Here is an 18,173-nt window from a genome sequence, read left to right as displayed (position 1 = left end):
CCTATCATGAAGTGATGACAGAGAATCCGGATTCGACGGGTCAGGCAAGTGGGGGCGGTCAGCAACAGGAGTTGACTGTCCGCCTCACAGTTCCTGAGATGGATTGCCCCTCCTGTGCCCAGAAAGTCGACAAAAGTCTCCAGCGTGTCGACGGCGTTGTCGACACCACGCTCCAGCCGACCACCGGTACAGCCAGTGTCACGTATGATTCTGAACGCACGGGCGAGGCAGACGTAGTCAAGGCGATCGAGGGCGCTGGCTACGAGGTCGTCGGCGGCCCGGCCTCCGACGCCGACGAGCAAGCGGAGATGGGTGGCGGCGCCGATATCGCGCCGCCCTCGGAGGTCTGGACGAGTCCCCGCGCCATGAAGACGTGGATCGGCGCGGCGCTGGTCACGTTCGGTCTCCTCTTCGAGTTTCTCCTGACAGCACAGAATATCGCGGTGGCAAGTGTTCTCGGCTATCCGCTGGCCGTTGCCGACGTGCTATTTTTGGGGGCTGTCGCCGCCAGCGGCGCCCCTGTCGTCCGCAGCGGCTACTACTCCGCGAAGAATCTGAGCCTCGACATCGACTTGCTGATGGGGACGGCTATCATCGCCGCGACCGGTATCGGCTACTTTGTCGAGGCCGCGACGCTGGCTGTCCTGTTCAGCATCGCCGAGCTGCTCGAAGACTACGCGATGGACAGGGCACGGGACTCCCTGCGCGAGCTGATGGAGCTATCACCGGACGAGGCCACCGTCATGCGCGATGGCGAGGAAGTGACGGTGCCCGCCGACGAGGTGGCGGTCGGCGAGACCGTGGTCGTCCGCCCTGGCGACAAAATCCCGCTCGACGGGACGGTCGTCGAGGGCGAGAGCGCGGTCGACCAGTCACCGATTACCGGCGAGAGTGTTCCCGTGGATAAGTCCGCCGGCGACGAAGTGTACGCCGGCGCTATCAACGAAGAGGGGTACCTCGAAGTGGAAGTCACGTCGACGTCGGGCGACTCGACGCTCTCGCGCATCATCGAAATGGTACAGGGCGCACAGGCGAAAAAGACCGACACCGAGCAGTTCGTCGACCGGTTCTCGGGGTACTACACGCCGGTCGTCGTCGTGCTGGCGATTCTGACCGCCGCCATTCCGCCACTGGTCATCGCCGACCCAGTGTCAGTGAGCGTGGCCGGGTACGGCGTCACGTTCGCTGGCGACTGGCAGACGTGGTTCATCCGCGGGCTCACGCTGCTGGTGATTGCGTGCCCCTGTGCCTTTGTCATCTCGACGCCCGTCTCGGTGGTCTCGGGCATCACCAGCGCCGCGAAGAACGGCGTCCTCATCAAGGGCGGTAACTACCTCGAAGCGATGGGCCGGGTCGACGCCGTCGCCGTCGACAAGACGGGCACGCTCACGAAGGGTGAACTCGCCGTCACCGATGTCGTCCCTGCCGGCGACACCGACGCGGCGACGCTCCTCAGTCACGCCGCCGGACTGGAGCGCCGCAGCGAGCATCCGATCGCCACGGCGATTCTCGCTCGTGCAAACGAGGAGGGTGTGGACGACCTGCCCGACCTGACGGGCTTCGAGAGCCTCACCGGGAAGGGTATCCGCGGGAAGATCGACGGCGAGACGTACTACGCGGGCAAGCCCGCGCTCTTCGAGGAGTTTGGCTTCGATCTCTCGCGGGCCCGCCGCGACCCAGACGGTGTCCCCGGGAGCGGAGCGACCGGAGCCTCGTCAGCGCATCGGTCTGACGGTGGCATCGTGCCGGAAGAAACGGCTGCGTCCGACGACGGGGCGTTCGCCGAGGATGCACTCGCCGCACTGGAGCGGGAGGGCAAGACGGTCGTTATCGTCGGGACGGAGTCGAAGCTGCTGGGTGCCATCGCCATCGCCGACGAGGTACGCCCCGCCTCGAAGCAGGCTGTCCAGCGCTTACAGGAGCTGGGTGTCGAGCGCGTCGTGATGCTGACCGGCGACAACGAGGGCACTGCCCGCGCTATCGCCGACGCGGTCGGCGTCGACGAGTACCGCGCCGAACTCCTGCCGGACGAGAAGGTCGATGCAGTCGAGGAGTTGCAGGCGGAGTACGGCGAGGTGGCGATGGTCGGCGACGGAATCAACGACGCGCCCGCGCTCGCCACCGCGGAGGTCGGTATCGCGATGGGCGCTGCCGGCACCGACACCGCGCTGGAAACGGCGGACATCGCACTGATGGGCGACGATATCGGGAAGCTCCCCTACCTGTACGAGCTGTCACACACCGCCAACGGCGTGATCCGGCAGAACATCTGGGTGAGCCTCGGCGCGAAGTTCCTGCTCGCACTGGGCGTCCCACTGGGACTTGTGAGCGTCGCGCTCGCGGTCGTGGTCGGCGACATGGGGATGAGCCTCGGCGTCACCGGAAACGCGATGCGGCTGTCGCGGATCGAGCCGGACCGGTAATTCGATGTCTGAGTTCCGCCAGCCCAGCACTTACGTCCACAGACTGTTTGCGGGCTTCTCGGCACCTCGGGCGTTCATAGGCAGCCCTTTCAGGGCTTTCAGACGCGTTTTTCGGGACCGACGTGGCTTCGGTGGCCCAACGGATTAGAGGACGACGACAGCGATGCCGGCGGCGGCGACGATTCCAAGAGCGACCGTCACTCGCCGGCCCAGTTCGACCGTCCCCAGTAGCCACGCGAGTCCGGCTTTCGTGAGCGTATTCGCGATAGCGCCGATGACGATGCCGGTAGTCGCTACTTCGGGCGAGATCTCACCGTCCGCTTCGAGTGCGCTCAGCGTGAGCGTGATCGCATCGACGTCAGCGAGCCCCGAGAGGAACGCAGTCGCATAGATACCCGAATCGCCGAACCAGGTATTCGCGGACTGAGACACGAGGAGCACGATAGCGAAAACAGCGCCGAAAAACAGTGCCGGTCGGAGACGAAACGGGTTCTTGAGATCAGTCTCGACCGCGGACTCTGTCGTCGACCGCCAGTAGACGATGCCGGCGATACCCACGCCGACACCAGTCATTACTCCAAGCGGAACGACGACGCGAGGGAGTAAGGCCGGGTTGACGACGGCGACTTCGACGAGTGCACGCGGGAACATGACGATCGACGCGACGACAATCGAGAACGACCCGATCTTGTAGAGTTCGGGAGTTTCACTGATCCGTTCGGCCATCGAGACCGTCGTCGCGGTCGAAGAGACGAACCCGCCGAGGATTCCCGTGAGGGCGATCCCCCGCTTGGCTCCGAGAAACCGGCTCAAAATGTAGGCAACGAAGCTCAGGCCGGTGACAAAGCCGACCATCAGCCAGATGAACCGGGGATTGAGACCGAATAGGACATCGAGTTCACGATCAGGCAGGATCGGCAGCACGACCGCCACGACGAGGATGAATTTGAGCGAGGCACGGCGTTCACGCTCGTCGATCTGGTCGACGAAACTGTGGATCGTCGGTTTCGCAGACATGAGGACAGTGACACTCCCGCCGAGAATGATCGCGAACAGCATCCCGCGTTCGGAGGACACTGCCAACGCACCCAGAAGGACAGTGAGCAAGGCAGCGGTCACCGTCGTGAGTCCGATATCCCCTTCAGTCAGCACTTTCCCGGCATACGCGACGGTCAGGGGGACTGCAATAGCGAGGACAGTGACGGGCAAGAGGCCAGGAAAGAACGCCTGGGCGGTTGCGCCGACGAGGGCAAACAGCGGAAACGTCCGGCTGCCAGCGAACGTCCCCCCAGATTTCGCCTGTTCCCGCTCCAGTCCGATGAGAGCGCCAATACCGAATGCAACGAGGAGACGAAGGAGAAGCGAATCGATGATCTCGACCATTCTCTAGGGGTTCATGCCTCCAAGTTGTCAAACTTCGGGTGTGAGAGCCGGCATCGGTCGTCTGCTGTGGCGACTACGGAGCCGTGCTCGGTTTTTCCCTGATGACCGGAGAACTGCGCGAGCCATTCCGGATGAGCCGACTACACCTGTCCCGTCACCTGCATTCCGACTCTCGGTCGGATCGCTGTTTGTTCTTCTGGAGACCCGGTGAGGCAGGAGCTACGACTCGATGTCGACGAGGTAGACGAGGAGAAAGCCGGCGGCGACGGCAAGTACTGGGATCTCGTACGGACGCTGGTGAAAGGACAGAATCGCTGCTGCCACGATGAGCGCTCCGGCGATCACCGCGTAACCGAGATTCCGCTCCCCCATTCCATGTCCATCAGCCGGTTCCGTACGGACGACCAGTTCACCCCGTTCGAGCCGATACAACGTTCGGTCGACTCGTGACGGGACCCGTGCCAGCGCGGGAAGCGACCGGCGCACGTCCGCCCACGTTTCCTCGATGATTGCGTCGAATTCACTCTCGATGAGGCCCTGTTCGACGAGAAACGAGCGAACAGCGGCGAGGAAATCGAACTCCGGATCGAGCTGTCGACAGACGCCCTCACCGACGGTCCCGACCCGGATGAGTAGCATCACGTCCGGCGGAATCCGAAACGGGAACGCACGGAGGGTCGTCGTCAACTCCGTAATAATCTGCCGCCAGGTGATCTCCGACTGGCCTTCGAGGTTCTCGATGACGAGTTCGAGCACTCGGCCGACCTCGGCGCGGTTGACATGTGGTTCGAGGACATCGAGCGCGATGAGCGCGTCCACCAGGTCGTCCACGTCACGACGGACGAGTGCCCGATAGAGGGCGATGATATCGTCCTGAACCGTCGGTGGCAGGCGTTCGCTCATGCCGAAATCGAAGAGTAACAGACGGCCGTCGTCTGTGACGCCGAGGTTGCCCGGATGGGGGTCAGCGTGGAACACGCCGTCGACGAGACCCATCTCCAGGTACACAGTGATGATCCGTGTCGCCATCTCGTGTGGCGTCACGTCGATATCATTGAAGGCGTCGTCGTCGGTTATTTTCCGACCGGTCAGATACTCCATAGCTAACACACGCTCCGAGCACAGGTCTTCGTAGATGGCAGGGATGACGACTCGCTCATCGTCGTCGAAGTTCTCCCTGATATCGGCCATGATCGTCGCTTCACGCTTGAAATCCAACTCGTTCAGGATGATGTCTTCAAAATCGTCAGCCGCGTTTTGGATCGAATACTGCTGGCGTTCGGTAGCGACGGGCCGAATCAGCGGAAGCAGCCCCCGGACCACCCGGAGGTCACGCGTTATCACGGGTTTCAATTCGGGACGTCGAACTTTCAGTGCGATTCGCTCACCCCGATAGTCTGCCGTATAGACGTACGCGAGCGACCCGCCGGCGACCGGTTCGAGCGTCGACTGATCGAGTTCGTCGCCCAGTTCTTCCGCGACGACGTGTTTTGGATCTCCCCCTGTGCCCTCTGGCACTTCGTCCTGAAGGGTTCCGAAAACGTCGGCGTACACCGGTGGAACGATATCGGGGCGTGTCGAGAGGACTTGCCCCACTTTGATGAATGCCGGTCCGAGTTCGAGCATCGTATCCCGGATATGCTCGGCTCGTTGTCGATGGCTCTCGTCTGGAACCTGTCTTCGTGAGCCAAAAAGGACGAACCGCCGACGGTCACGGAGAAATGCCAGTGCAAAGGGTAGAAATCGGACGATGACAACCAGATACCGGCGAAACAATCCGTTCATCTCTCGAAGCGAAAACGGCCGAGTGGCGTCAATTGGCAGTGCATACTCTGGCTTCGATCAAGTGGCATATATAACTGAAGGAAACAATATATTGTCTCGTGTAAATATACGCTTTCTGATACCCTCTCAATACTAGTGATTCGCGCATTTCACCTCACAGAGGGCTGATTCGAGCGACAAACTGTGCCCGGGATGCACGGGTCAGTGAAACGGTGGACTGACGACGGTACATATATGCCATAGGGACAAGAGGTTGCTAAGAACATCAGCAAAACAACTGAGGGCAGGTAATGTCGAACCACTACATCACGTCAGCAGACCATCTCCCCGAGGAAGCACAGGCAGAGACCACACTACAGATCACGGATGCCCAAACGAAACGCATTTTCGAGGCACGCGTTCGGATTGCCAAGGACCCCGATACGCTCACTGACCCGGAACCGCTAACGATCGTTGCCGGGCCACACGAGAGCGTCAGCGAGACCAGATACGTCGAACTGCTCGACGAGACTGAGGAGACCGGTATCGATCAGGAGCTGGTGACGCATCTGGCGGCCGAACAGGAGACGGCGTCGAACATCCTCAATACACGGTCCGACGATCTGAAGGTCCTCTTGCAGTATCTCGTCGAGACCGGCGAGTACGAGTCAACGTCCGATGCGCTTCGCGAGATCGCGTTCGACCAGCTCGCCACAGAACGACCGGCCTTGCTTGACGCCTACGCTGAGGTCCGCCGCGAACTCGACGACGACCCACTGAGGCGCGTGCTGGAACACCAGGAGTGATCTATGTCGGTTAGTTCGCTCCGCGAGTACCTCGATTTGCTCGACACGACCGGTTGGCTCCGGTCCTTTGACCAACCGGTGTCGTGGGACCTCGAAGCGAGCGCAGCGACGATGCTCGCCAATATCCGTGACGGCCCGATTCCGGTGTTCGAGTCCATCGCGGGGCTAGAGACGGAGTCGAAACTGGTTGGCGATCCGTACCGCGGCCCCCAGACGCGTCCCTGGGATCACTTCGCCCGTGCGCTGGGGCTCCCAAGCGGCCTTTCGGGCCGTACGTACTACGACCGAGTGATTGATCGCCTCAACGCGCCGCAAGCGCCCCGAACTGTCGCAAGCCAGGAGGCCCCCTGCAAAGAAACAGTGCGGACGGGGAACGAGGTCGACCTCCTGTCGTTCCCGTGGCCATATATCCACGAGGGCGACGGGGGACGGTACTCGAATCACCACACCATCGTCGCACCGGACCCCGACACGGAGTGGGGGACCTGGTCGAGCCATCGCATGATGATCCACGACGACTCTCAGGCCAGTCTGCTGTTACTGGCCGGCGAGCAGGTGCCCAACCGCTACTACTACGACTACGAACCCCGGGGCGAACCGATGCCAGTCGCGGTCGTCATCGGTGCCGAACCCACCGTCGAGTGTACTGCGGATATGTGGATTCCGACAGGCCGGAGCGAAGCGGCATTCGCGGGCGGCCTGAAAAGCGAGCCTGTGGACCTCGTCCAGTGTGAAACCAATGACCTGTACGTCCCGTCGACGGCCGAGCTAGTTCTCGAAGGCCACGTTCGACCTGACGACCGCTTGGATGAGGGACCGTTCGGCGATTACTTCGGCTACATGAACGGCCCGCGACGTTCCATGCCGGTGTTCGAGGTCGATGCGATCACCCACCGCCACGAACCGCGAATACCGTTTTGTGTCGAGGGGAGCGGTGTCGGATACGGGCAAAACTCGACCAGTACGCTCCGGCTCGTCGCGGCCGGTCCCGACGCGACTGTCGGTCTTCGGGCCGCCGGATTCGACGTTGCGATGGCGGTCCCGTGGCGGTTCACCTCCCGCACCGTCTGGGTCATCGCGACGGATCGACCGTATCCGGGCTATCTCCACGAACTGGCGAACTTTATTTTCACGACGTGGGGGATGCTCCACATCGACTTCTTCGTGTTCGTCGACGCTGCTGTCGACCCGCTCGATCCACGGGCAGTGTTGACAGCTATCGCGCTTGAGGCCGATCCGGATGCCGACTTCCACCAGTTCGGCGTCGAGCGAATGCCGAAAGTTCCGCTCAACATCTACCAGACGCCCGACGAGAAGGGCAACGCGGACGTGGGGACGTCGAAGGCGAAGACGGCCAAAGCCTACATTGACGCAACGACCGACGGTGACGCGGCGGAGATGGCAGCGACCACAGAAACCCGGAAGCGAGCCCAGGAGCGGCTGGTCGAAGCGGGCCTAAACGCTGCGCGGTTCGACCGGCTCGACGAGCGGGAGGGGCAGTCACAGTGATACCGTTCACGCAGTACGTCCGCGGACTGGCCGGCGACGACGACCTCGTCCGACTCGACGGCCCGTTCGAGGTCCCGGTGGACGTACTTGCGGCGGAGGCGCTCCGGGCGAGTGGGCCGGCGCTTCGATTCCAGCGATCCGCTGGCAGTGACCTCGTTAGCGGTGTGTTCAGCGGTCCGGACCAGACACAGCAGCGCGAGGCCCGGCCGTGGTCGCGGCTGTCGCTCGGCCTCGGACTCGACCCGGAAGCCACGCTCGTCGAGGTGCTGGAGACGATCAGCAGCCTCGGTCCGGACGGGAGGGACTCCGAACCGACGTACACCAGGCAGGCGGCCTCGGAGGCAGATATCGACGTACAGGACCTGCAGTTCCCGCAGGGGGAAACCGATACGTGGCCCGCTATGACGCTCGGTGTCGCATCGGTTTCGACCGCTGACGGCACACACTGGGCACCGGTCCACGGCTCGGTCGTAGGCGGCGACACGCTCAGAGTGCGCGTCCCGGACACGCTGTCGTCGCTTGTCAGTGAAGGGACGACAATAACGATAGCGCTCGGCGTGCCGCCGGCGGCGATCACGACGGCGTACCTGCTCGCTGTCACCGAGCAAACTGCCACGCCGATCCAGTCCTGTGGGGTGACCGGAACCGTCCCGCTCGTCCCGACCAACGGCGGCCTCGTCCCGAGTGTGACAGAGGTCGTCATGGAGACGACAGTCGTGGACCGCCAACCGGACTTCCGGTCCGACCGCCGAGAGGGCTGGGAGTACGTCGTCGAGAGCGGCCCGCTCTCGCTGTCGGTCGAGCGCGTCCGCACTACTGAAAACCCGGTCATCCCCATCTCCCCCGTCGGTCGCCCACTCGCGGATGACACCCGTCTCACGGGGCTCGCGACCGCCGCAGCGCTCTATCACCGGCTCAACAACTACTGGGGCATCTCGCCAGTCGAATGGATTATGTTGCCGGCAGAGGCTGAACTCGGTATCTGTTTCGTCGCGAGTGACGTGCTCTACGGCGGCTTCGAGTGGCAACTCGCGAACATTCTCTTTTCGTTCTCGTCGCTTTTCGACACGGTCGTCATCGTCGACGAAGACGTTCCGCCACAGGACTTCGGCCGCGTTCTGGCCGATATCTGGCTGAAATCCCACCCCGCTCGCGACTGGACGTTCAGCGAACCGGATGCACCGGCAGCGACACGCCCACACTATCGACGAGACAACGAAACCGGCTCGCGCCTGTACGTGAACGCGGCGTGGGACCCGCGCTGGAAGGAGACCTACATCGCACCGCGAGTCACGTTCGAGAACTCCTTCCCAACCGACGTCCGCGACGTGGCTCGTGTCCTGTGGGACGAACCCGACACCGCTCCCGGAGAGACGACCGAAAACGAATCGCCCCACTGAATATGTCTCTCGCGTGTATATATCTTCAAATATGTTGTAATCAGCTCTGTTTACGCCATACCACAATCGAATAATACCTATGTGGGAATAAAAAATAAAATATATTCAATACGTTATTCGCAAAAAGCAACCGGTACAGTTATACCAGATTCCGGTATTCCGAGCGGTGTATGGTCACCAGCCACAACCTCCCGGACTACGACACAGCGCGAAACGAGTTCTCCTGGGACGATATTTACGCGGCAGCGGACTGGGACGCACCGAACGACCTGAACATCGGCCACGAAGTCGCCGACCGACACGCGATCGACCGGGGCCAGGTCGCACTCTACCAGGTCGGGACCGACGGAGAGCTGTCGAAAATGACGTTCTGGGAGCTTGCTGACCGTTCGAGCCAGTTTGCCAACGTTCTCGACGACCTCGGGGTCGCCCAGGGTGACCGGGTCTTTTCATATATGCCCCGGATTCCGGAGCACTACGTGGCGCTGGTCGGCACGCTCAAACACGGTGCTGTCTGGGGAAGCGTCAACGAGCGGTTCGGCCCCGACGGCATCTCGTACCGTCTGGACGACTGCGACGCGAAGGTCGTCGTCACCACGACGGACAATCGCGACACGGTCGAAGACGCACTGGACGATGCGCCGGCGGTCGAACACGTAATCACCGTCGACCGTGGGGGCGGCGCACCCGCTGACGACGTGGTGTTCAATACCGCACTTGACGGCGAGAGTACGTCGTACGAGGTCGCTGAGACCAGCGGGGAAGACGACGCGCTGCTGTACTACACCTCGGGAACGACCGGGCTGGCCAAGGGTGTCCTCCACAAACAGCGCTGGATCGCCGGCGTCGCGGCAACACAGAAGTACGCTGTGGACCTCCAGGACGGCGACCTGTACTGGTCGACCGGCGACCTCGGCTGGCTGACCGGGGCCATCAACACGCTCGGCGCATGGTTCTGGGGGGCATCGCTGTTCACCTACGAGGGCGAGTTCGACACCGACGAGTGGGCCGCCCTGCTCGACGAATACCCGATCAGCGTCCTGTTCTCGGTCCCGACGGCGTACCGGATGCTCCGGGAGAACGAGGAGGTCCTTGCTGACGTGGACCTCGACTTGCGGCACGCGCTTTCCATCGGCGAACCGCTCAGCGCCGGCGTCGTCGAGTGGGGGGAAGACGAACTCGGCGTCACGATTCTGGACACGTACGGCCAGACTGAGACCGGGAACATGATCATCAACAACTATCCCACGATGGATCTCCGGCCCGGGTCAATGGGGAAACCACTCCCCGGAATCGAGGCCGACATCGTCGACCCACAGAGCGGCGAGGTTCTGGAACCCGGCGAGACGGGCGAAATCGCACAGCGGGGCGACTACCCGTGTTTCTTCGCCGAGTTCTGGAACAAGCCCGAGAAGACCCAGCGATCGTTTATTGACGGGCCAAACGGGACATGGTACCTCTCGGGTGACCTGGCACACAAAGACGAGGACGGCTACTTCTGGTTCGAGGGGCGGGCGGACGACGTGATCCTCTCCGCTGGCTACCGCATCGGGCCGTTCGAGGTCGAGAGTTCGCTGGGCGAACACGACGCGGTCGCCGAGGCGGCAGTTGTCCCCAAACCACACGAGGCGCGGGGGAACATCGTCAAGGCCTATGTCGTGCCGAGCGAGGACGCCGAGCCGTCCGCCCTGCTCAAAGAAGACATCCAGAGCTACGTGAAAGAAGAGCTCTCGGCACACGAGTACCCGCGCGAAATCGAGTTCCGGGAGGGCCTGCCCAAGACAGTGACCGGGAAAATTCGCCGAACCGAACTCCACGACGACGCCGAAGCAGAAGCCGAAGTCGAATCCTGACGCGGATTGTGAGAATTACGAGCGACAACACGCACACAACCACCAATGAATTTCGAATCTACGGAGGAACGTTCGATGATCCGGTCGACCGCGGCGGACGTGGCGGCCGAGTACGGACCGGAGTACTGGCGCGAGAAAGAGGAGGCAGGCGAGTTCGGACAGGAATTCTGGGACGAACTGGCCGCGGCCGGCTTCCACGGCCTGCTGGTCCCGCCGGAGTACGAAGGGGCCGGGATGGGCATACAGGAGATGGGGCTGGTCATGGAGACGCTCTGTGCCGAAGGCTGTGGCATGGCGGGCACCTGGTATCTGGTGCTCACCGCCGGTATGGCCGCCGTCGGCATCAGGGACAACGGAACAGAAGCGCAGAAACGGACCTATCTGCCGGACATCGCAAACGGCGAGCGGAACTTCTCTATCGGTATCACAGAGCCCGAGGCCGGGACAAACACGCTGAACGTCGCGACCCGCGCCGAGAAAGACGGCGACGAGTACGTCCTGAACGGGAACAAGGCCTGGATTACCTTCGCGGACCGGGCCGACAACATGATCCTCGTCACGCGCACGACCCCACGCGACGAGGTCGAGCGCGGGACCGACGGTATAAGCCTGTTTATCGTCGATATGGACGACCCCGGCATCGACGTCTCGCCGATCCCCAAACACGGTATCAACTACTCGAAGTCCTGTGAAGTCTTCATCGAGGACGTTCGGGTCCCCGAGGAGAACCTCCTGGGGGAGGAAGACGACGGCTGGTGGGTCTTGGTCGATATGCTGAACCCGGAACGCATCGGCTTTGCGGCCGCCGGGACCGGCATCGGTAAACTGGCTGCTGACACTGCTATCGAGTACGCCAGCGACCGGGAGGTGTTTGGCGCGCCGGTCGGGAGCCATCAGGCGGTTTCGTTCCCGATCACCAAGGCGTACGCCCGCATGGAAACGGCGGCGCTCATGCGTGAGAAGGCGTCCTGGCTCTACGATCAGGGCGAGGAGTGCGGGTACGAGACGAACGTCGCGAAGGCGACGGCCGTCAGTGCCGGCATCGAAGCGGTCAAGCAATCCATGCAGGCGTTCGGTGGCTGGGGCTACGCGAAGGAGTACGACGTCGAGCGGTGGTGGCGCGAGATCAACCTGACGCGGCTGGCCCCGGTCTCCCAGCAGATGGCGTACAACCACATCGGGCAGCACCTCGGTTTCCCCAGATCCTACTAATGTTCGAGAAAGTCCTTGTCGCAAACCGCGGCGAAATCGCGGTCCGTGTGATGGCTGCGTGTGAAGAGCTGGGTATCGAGACGGTCGCCGTCTACAGCGACGCCGACCGCAACGCCGGCCACGTCGAGTACGCCGACGAAGCATACAACGTCGGGCCGGCACCCGCAAGCGAGTCGTACCTCGACCAGACCGCGATCCTCGACGTCGCCGAGCGGGCCGGGGCCGACGCGGTCCATCCCGGGTACGGCTTCCTCGCGGAAAACGCCGCGTTCGCTGGCCGCGTCGAAGCCGCTGACGGAATCACCTGGGTCGGCCCGCCAAGCGACGCGATGGAGACGCTGGGCGAAAAGACGAAAGCCCGGACGGTGATGCAGGACGCCGGCGTCCCGGTCGTCCCCGGCACGACGGACCTCGTCAGTGAACCGGACGAAGTACGCGAACTGGGTGCCGAGTACGGCTACCCCATCGCGATAAAAGCCGAAGGTGGCGGCGGCGGTCGCGGCATGAAGATCGTCCGGAGCGAGGCCGAGGTCGCGGAGGCGCTCAAAAGCGCGAAGCGCGAAGGGGAAGCCTACTTCGGCAACGATTCTGTGTACGTCGAAAAGTACCTCGAAGCCCCGAAACACGTCGAAGTGCAGGTGCTTGCAGACGAACACGGCAACGTCCGTCACTTGGGCGAGCGCGACTGCTCGCTCCAGCGTCGCCACCAGAAGGTCATCGAGGAAGCCCCGAGTCCGGCCCTCGATGCCGAACTGCGCACGCAGATCGGCGAGGCCGCCAGACGCGGTGTCAGCGAAGCCGGGTACACGAACGCCGGCACGGTGGAGTTCCTCGTCGAGGACGGGGAGTTCTACTTCATGGAGGTGAACACCCGAATCCAGGTCGAACACACCGTCACCGAGGCTGTGACGGGCATCGACATCGTTCGCTGGCAGCTCCGGGTCGCCGCGGGCGAGCAACTGGACTTCACACAGGACGACGTGTCGATAGACGGGCACGCCGTCGAGTACCGGATCAACGCGGAGAACCCGGCCGAGGACTTCGCACCGACGCCGGGACCGCTGACGACGTACGCGCCGCCCAGCAGCATCGGTGTGCGCCTCGACCACGCGGTCTCGCAGGGCGACGAGATCGGGGGCGACTACGACTCGATGATCGCGAAGCTCATCGTCGCCGGCGAGGACCGGGACCACTGTCTGGACCGGTCGAAGCGTGCCCTCGACCATTTCACCGTCGAAGGCGTCCATACCACCATCCCGTTCCATCGGTTGATGCTCGACGACGACACCTTCGTCGCCGGGACGCACACGACGAAATACCTCGACCAGGAACTCCCAGACGATGCTCTCGACGCGGCTGTTGCGCAATGGGGTTCAGACGAGGTCGGTGGCGACGCCCAGTCGGCGTCGACGGACGAAATCGCCGTCGAGGTCGATGGGAAGCGCTTCGATGTCGTCGTTACGGACGGACTTCCCCGCGTCTCCCGTGACGGAAACGCCGGTGGCGGCTCCGGCAGTGGTACCTCGGGCGGCGACGCAGCCGGTGGCGGCACGGCGGACGTGGCCACGTCGGGTGCGATTACCGCCGAGATGCAGGGAACGATTCTCTCGACCGAAGTCACGCCCGGCGACGATATCGCCGCGGGCGATGTCGTCTGCGTGCTGGAGGCGATGAAAATGGAGAACGACGTGGTGGCGTCCACGGGTGGAACCGTCGCGTCCGTCCCGGTCGCGGAGGGCGATTCCGTAGACATGGGAGACACCCTGGTCGTACTGGAGGAGTAAGTATGCAAGTCAGAATTTCAGCCGACGCGACCGAATCGGAAGCACAGGCCATTGCCGAGGCGCTGGCGACACACTTCGAGGACGACGTAACCCTCGTCGTCGACAGCGGCGACGCGGTCGGCAGCGCGACCTACGACGGCAATGGACGGGCCGAAGCCACGGACCCAGTCGACGACGACCTCGGTCCGACCGAACGCGAGGAGAATCTGCGCAAGGAGATTGCTGAGATCCTCGAAGGCGGGCCGGAAAAGTACAAGAAGCAGCTGCCCGAAGAGGGCAAGCTGTTCGTCCGGGACCGTATCGACCTGTGGTTCGGTGACGAGTTCCTGTTCGAGGACGGGACGTTCGCGGAGTTCGACGCCGACGACCAGCTCCCTGCCGACGGGCTCATCACGGGGGCCGCGGAGTTCGAGGGCCGTGACCTGCATTTCATGGCCAACGATTACACGGTCAAGCGCGGCAGCATGGCCGCAAAGGGCGTCGAGAAGTTCCTCCGGATGCAACAGCGAGCGCTGAAAACCGGGCGTCCGGTGCTGTACCTGATGGACTCCTCGGGCGGCCGTATCGACCAGCAGACGGGCTTTTTCGCCAACCGCGAGGGTATCGGGAAGTTCTACTACAACCACTCGATGCTCTCGGGGCGGGTCCCACAGATCTGTGTGCTGTACGGACCCTGTATCGCCGGTGCGGCGTACACGCCGGTGTTCGCGGACTTCACCGTCATGGTCCGGGATATGAGTGCAATGGCGATTGCCAGCCCCCGGATGGTCGAAATGGTCACCGGCGAAGAGATCAGCCTCGAAGACCTCGGAGGCCCTGCTGTCCACGCACAGCATTCCGGGAGTGCGGACCTCATCGCCGACGACGAGGAACACGCCCGGGAACTCGTCGCCCAACTCATCAGCTATCTGCCCGACAACGCCGACGAAGACCCACCACAGACCAGTGGGACGGCCCCGAAGCGCTCGCCGGAGGGCATCGACGCCGTCGTCCCGGACAAGCCGAACAAAGGCTACGATATGTTCGACGTGATCCAGCGGGTCGTCGACGCCGGGTCGACGCTCGAACTCCGGCCCGAGTACGGCAAAGAAATAATTACGTCGTTCGCCCGGATAGACGGCCGCCCGGTCGGAGTCATCGCCAATCAGCCAGCCCAGCGCGCCGGGGCCATCTTCCCGGACGCGGCGGAGAAAGCCGCCCAGTTCATCTGGACCTGTGACGCCTACAACATCCCGCTACTGTACCTCTGTGATACGCCGGGGTTCATGGCCGGGTCAGGCGTCGAGAAGGAGGGCATCCTCGAACAGGGCAAGAAAATGATCTACGCCACGTCTTCGGCGACAGTGCCCAAGCAGTCAGTCGTGGTCAGGAAAGCCTACGGCGCGGGCATCTACGCGATGTCCGGCCCCGCGTACGACCCCGAATCGACAATCGGCCTTCCGAGCGGGGAAATCGCGATCATGGGTCCCGAAGCGGCCATCAACGCCGTGTACGCCCGCAAGCTCTCAGAGATCGACGACGAGGACGAGCGACAGCAAAAGGAGCAGGAACTCCGCGAGGCCTACCGCGAGGATATCGACATTCATCGAATGGCTAGCGAGGTCGTCGTCGACGACATCGTCCCGCCGAGCGACCTCAGAACGGAACTGACAAACCGGTTTGCGTTCTACGAGACCGTCGAGAAAGACCTCCCGGACAAGAAACACGGGACCATCCTCTGAGCTATGACAGGACGCTACTACGAGGAGTTCGAGGTCGGCGAGACCATCGAACACGAGAAGCGCCGTACCGTCAGCGAGCGCGACAATCAGCAGTTCTGCGATATGACGATGAACCAGCAGCCGCTCCATCTCGATGCTGAATTCGCGGCCGAGACGGAGTTCGGCGAACGACTGGTCAACGGACTCTACACGATGAGTGTCGCTGTCGGACTGACCATTCCAGAGACGACTGACGGCACCATCGTCGCGAACCTGTCCTACGACAGCGTCGAGCATCCGAACCCGGTGTTCCACGGCGACACGATTCGCGTGCAGTCGACCGTGACCGACAAACGCGAGACCAGCGACGGCGAACGCGGCGTCGTCACGATGCACGTCGAGGTGTTCAAACTCGCAGATTCGGACGACGTCCTCGTCTGTGAGTTCGACCGCACCGTGCTGTCGCTGAAACGGGACCACGCCGAGTGACGCTGTGACCGCTCGACGGACGAACCGCAGATTCAAGTCACCTATTCGGGCACACCGACGACCCAGCGCCATCGTTGCTCGAACGTGCCGTCGAGAGCGCCGAGGAGTTCACGAGCTTGTCGAACCCGCTCCTCCGTTTCGAGTTTCGGATAGAGCCGTGCGGCCATCGCGGGAATCGCGTGGAACAGCCGGATGTTTTCGGCAGTCGTCGAAAAATTCCAGGTCCCCGTAATCGTCGAGAACTCGTCCGCGAGGGCGTCCCGAATAGCCGGTGTATCAGTCGGGGAGCGTGACTCGCGCTCGAACTGTTCGAAGACGTCCGTGCCGTCAGGCCGGAACCAGCCCAGCGGTGCGACAGCGCCGACCACGCCGTCTGTGTGGAGGATTCTGGCGGCTTCTCGCACTGCGGCGGCCGGGTCAGGGACCAGAAAGAGCGAGGCGGTAAACGCGACGCCGTCGACTGACCGGTCTTTGAGTGGCACATGGTCGAAATCGGCCTGCAGTCGAGCAGTGGACTCGATCTCGCTCAGCATCTCGCGGCTGATATCGAGGGCAATTGTGTCCGCTGTTGTCTCGGCGAATACGCGTGTGCTCACGCCTGTTCCTGCGCCCGCATCGAGAACTGTCCCGAGGCCGCCGTCAGTACGAGCGCCCATCTCGGCGGCGAGTAGTCGCGCGAGCGACGTGAAGCGATTGGTCCGCCGCTCGTAGGTCGTGTAGGCGTCGACGCTGGCATCGAAGTTCTGCCGGACGACGTCTTTCATACGCGACAGCACAGCCAGGTCCCGGATAGGTGTTGCCGTTGGCTACCGCTGACCGGCTTCGCGAGCGCGTTCGAGGACACGCTCCGCCTGTGCGATAAGCGGTGCGTCGATCATCTCCCCGTCGACCTCGAAAACGCCGGCGTCTGTCTCGTTGTCGGCTGTGACGACGCGCTCGGCCCATGCGATATCCTCGTCACTGGGGGTGAACGCGTCGTTGATGACCGCGACCTGGTCCGGGTGGATCGCCATCTTCCCGTCGTACCCGAGTTGTGCGGCGAACTCAGTTGCCTCGCGGAGGCCGTCCAGATCGCCGTAGTCCGGGTAGATCGTGTCGATTACGTCGATTCCCGCGGCGCTGGCCGCAACGACGACCCGCTGGCGTGCATAGAGCACCTCCCGTCCATCGCTGGTGCGACTCGCACCGATGTCGGCCGCGAGGTCTTCGGCCCCGAACAGGAGCGCATCGGTGGAATCGGCGGCTGCGATCTCCGCCGCGTTGAGGACGCCGGTGGCCGATTCGACCAGCGCAAGCACCGGGAGGTCCGTATCGTGTTCTCTGAGGAGCCGTTCCAGTGCTTCGATGTCGTCGGCGGACCCGGCCTTGGGGAGCATCACGCTGTCGGGACCGGCGTCTGTCAGTATCGCAGCGAGGTCGGCTGTGGCGCTTACCCCCACTGGATTGATGCGAACGCAGATGTGGCTGTCCGAACTGACAGCCGAGAGTACTGATTGAACGGATTGACGTGCCTGCTCTTTATCGGCCGGTGCGACCGCATCTTCGAGGTCGAAGACGACGACATCAGCGTCGCCACCGGCCGCTTTCCGCATCAACTCCGCGTTGTCACCCGGTGCGAACAGAACACTGCGACGAACCATAGCTGTGCCTTCACTCCCCGGTAGTAAGATTGTATGGGATTGACGCCCGGCCATACCCGGGGTGAGCCTTCGTCTGGCGCTCTGTTCGTCCGTCGCCGTCACTATCGGCTCCTCTCGATGCTGGTATCCTCAGCACGGTTCTCCACTCGCTCCGGCGAATGTTCTACGCAGCGAAAACGGGCATGGCTTTTTATGATATTGGGTAAAACC

Annotated in this window: 13 protein-coding genes; 9 read left to right on the top strand and 4 right to left on the bottom strand. The window is 62.9% G+C overall.

The features are described from left to right. Positions 1-14: 14 nt before the first annotated feature. The gene (locus tag VI340_RS18300; protein WP_336358905.1) at positions 15-2,423 is read left to right on the top strand and encodes a heavy metal translocating P-type ATPase; all 2,409 of its coding nucleotides are present in this window, start codon (positions 15-17) and stop codon (positions 2,421-2,423) included. A 144-nt stretch (positions 2,424-2,567) separates the two neighbouring features. Here VI340_RS18300 and VI340_RS18295 read toward each other — a convergent pair whose 3' ends face one another. Together VI340_RS18295 and VI340_RS18290 are read right to left on the bottom strand one after the other, a co-directional pair. Next, positions 2,568-3,806, bottom strand: a complete 1,239-nt coding sequence (locus tag VI340_RS18295; RefSeq protein WP_336358904.1) for an MgtC/SapB family protein — start codon at positions 3,804-3,806, stop codon at positions 2,568-2,570. 219 nt (positions 3,807-4,025) lie between these two features. Next, positions 4,026-5,591, bottom strand: coding sequence for an ABC1 kinase family protein (locus VI340_RS18290; protein ID WP_336358903.1), 1,566 nt, complete (start codon positions 5,589-5,591; stop codon positions 4,026-4,028). A gap of 290 nt (positions 5,592-5,881) precedes the next feature. Here VI340_RS18290 and VI340_RS18285 point away from each other — a divergent pair, with 290 nt between their 5' ends. The 8 genes from VI340_RS18285 to VI340_RS18250 all read left to right on the top strand — a co-directional run bounded on the left by VI340_RS18285 (position 5,882) and on the right by VI340_RS18250 (position 16,323). After that, entirely contained in the window at positions 5,882-6,376 is a 495-nt protein-coding gene (locus tag VI340_RS18285) for a hypothetical protein (protein WP_008308336.1), read from the top strand. Positions 6,377-6,379: 3 nt separating this feature from the next. Next, positions 6,380-7,885 carry a UbiD family decarboxylase gene (locus VI340_RS18280; RefSeq protein ID WP_336358902.1) on the top strand — a complete coding sequence of 502 codons (1,506 nt, stop codon included), beginning with the start codon at positions 6,380-6,382 and terminating at the stop codon, positions 7,883-7,885. Continuing rightward, positions 7,882-9,285: a prenyl carboxy-lyase gene (locus VI340_RS18275; protein ID WP_336358901.1), complete on the top strand. Its 1,404-nt coding sequence runs from the start codon at positions 7,882-7,884 to the stop codon at positions 9,283-9,285. The genes VI340_RS18280 and VI340_RS18275 overlap by 4 nt, the downstream gene beginning before the upstream one ends. Before the next feature lie 170 nt (positions 9,286-9,455). After that, on the top strand, positions 9,456-11,138 hold the full coding sequence (locus tag VI340_RS18270; RefSeq protein ID WP_336358900.1) for an acyl-CoA synthetase: 1,683 nt from the start codon (positions 9,456-9,458) through the stop codon (positions 11,136-11,138). Between the two features lie 45 nt (positions 11,139-11,183). Continuing rightward, positions 11,184-12,350 (top strand): acyl-CoA dehydrogenase family protein, encoded by a 1,167-nt coding sequence (locus VI340_RS18265; RefSeq protein WP_336358899.1) that lies wholly within the window; start codon positions 11,184-11,186, stop codon positions 12,348-12,350. After that, on the top strand, positions 12,350-14,134 hold the full coding sequence (locus VI340_RS18260; RefSeq protein WP_336330672.1) for an acetyl/propionyl/methylcrotonyl-CoA carboxylase subunit alpha: 1,785 nt from the start codon (positions 12,350-12,352) through the stop codon (positions 14,132-14,134). Before VI340_RS18265 ends, VI340_RS18260 begins: the two co-directional genes overlap by 1 nt. 2 nt (positions 14,135-14,136) lie before the next feature. Continuing rightward, on the top strand, positions 14,137-15,855 hold the full coding sequence (locus VI340_RS18255) for an acyl-CoA carboxylase subunit beta (protein ID WP_008308349.1): 1,719 nt from the start codon (positions 14,137-14,139) through the stop codon (positions 15,853-15,855). Between the two features lie 3 nt (positions 15,856-15,858). After that, a complete protein-coding gene (locus VI340_RS18250) occupies positions 15,859-16,323 on the top strand; it encodes a MaoC family dehydratase (RefSeq protein ID WP_008308351.1) in 465 nt (154 codons plus the stop codon). A gap of 41 nt (positions 16,324-16,364) precedes the next feature. Here the strand turns inward: VI340_RS18250 and VI340_RS18245 are convergent, their stop codons facing one another. Together VI340_RS18245 and VI340_RS18240 are read right to left on the bottom strand one after the other, a co-directional pair. Further along, positions 16,365-17,087 carry a class I SAM-dependent methyltransferase gene (locus VI340_RS18245; RefSeq protein WP_008308352.1) on the bottom strand — a complete coding sequence of 241 codons (723 nt, stop codon included), beginning with the start codon at positions 17,085-17,087 and terminating at the stop codon, positions 16,365-16,367. 42 nt (positions 17,088-17,129) lie between these two features. Next, complete coding sequence (locus VI340_RS18240; protein ID WP_008308353.1) at positions 17,130-17,963, bottom strand: HpcH/HpaI aldolase/citrate lyase family protein; 834 nt, start codon at positions 17,961-17,963, stop codon at positions 17,130-17,132. Positions 17,964-18,173: the final 210 nt, after the last annotated feature.

Source organism: Haloarcula sp. CGMCC 1.6347, from assembly GCF_037078395.1.
Taxonomy (GTDB): Archaea; Halobacteriota; Halobacteria; order Halobacteriales; family Haloarculaceae; genus Haloarcula; species Haloarcula amylolytica.
This window is presented reverse-complemented; position numbering and strand designations above follow the sequence as displayed.

Excerpts from the sequence above, each read along its gene's own strand:
- VI340_RS18300 (WP_336358905.1), top strand. The coding sequence starts at position 15 with ATGACAGAGAATCCGGATTCGACGGGTCAGGCAAGTGGGGGCGGTCAG.
- VI340_RS18295 (WP_336358904.1), bottom strand. The coding sequence starts at position 3,806 with ATGGTCGAGATCATCGATTCGCTTCTCCTTCGTCTCCTCGTTGCATTC.
- VI340_RS18290 (WP_336358903.1), bottom strand. The coding sequence starts at position 5,591 with ATGAACGGATTGTTTCGCCGGTATCTGGTTGTCATCGTCCGATTTCTA.
- VI340_RS18285 (WP_008308336.1), top strand. The coding sequence starts at position 5,882 with ATGTCGAACCACTACATCACGTCAGCAGACCATCTCCCCGAGGAAGCA.
- VI340_RS18280 (WP_336358902.1), top strand. The coding sequence starts at position 6,380 with ATGTCGGTTAGTTCGCTCCGCGAGTACCTCGATTTGCTCGACACGACC.
- VI340_RS18270 (WP_336358900.1), top strand. The coding sequence starts at position 9,456 with ATGGTCACCAGCCACAACCTCCCGGACTACGACACAGCGCGAAACGAG.
- VI340_RS18265 (WP_336358899.1), top strand. The coding sequence starts at position 11,184 with ATGAATTTCGAATCTACGGAGGAACGTTCGATGATCCGGTCGACCGCG.
- VI340_RS18260 (WP_336330672.1), top strand. The coding sequence starts at position 12,350 with ATGTTCGAGAAAGTCCTTGTCGCAAACCGCGGCGAAATCGCGGTCCGT.
- VI340_RS18255 (WP_008308349.1), top strand. The coding sequence starts at position 14,137 with ATGCAAGTCAGAATTTCAGCCGACGCGACCGAATCGGAAGCACAGGCC.
- VI340_RS18250 (WP_008308351.1), top strand. The coding sequence starts at position 15,859 with ATGACAGGACGCTACTACGAGGAGTTCGAGGTCGGCGAGACCATCGAA.
- VI340_RS18245 (WP_008308352.1), bottom strand. The coding sequence starts at position 17,087 with ATGAAAGACGTCGTCCGGCAGAACTTCGATGCCAGCGTCGACGCCTAC.
- VI340_RS18240 (WP_008308353.1), bottom strand. The coding sequence starts at position 17,963 with ATGGTTCGTCGCAGTGTTCTGTTCGCACCGGGTGACAACGCGGAGTTG.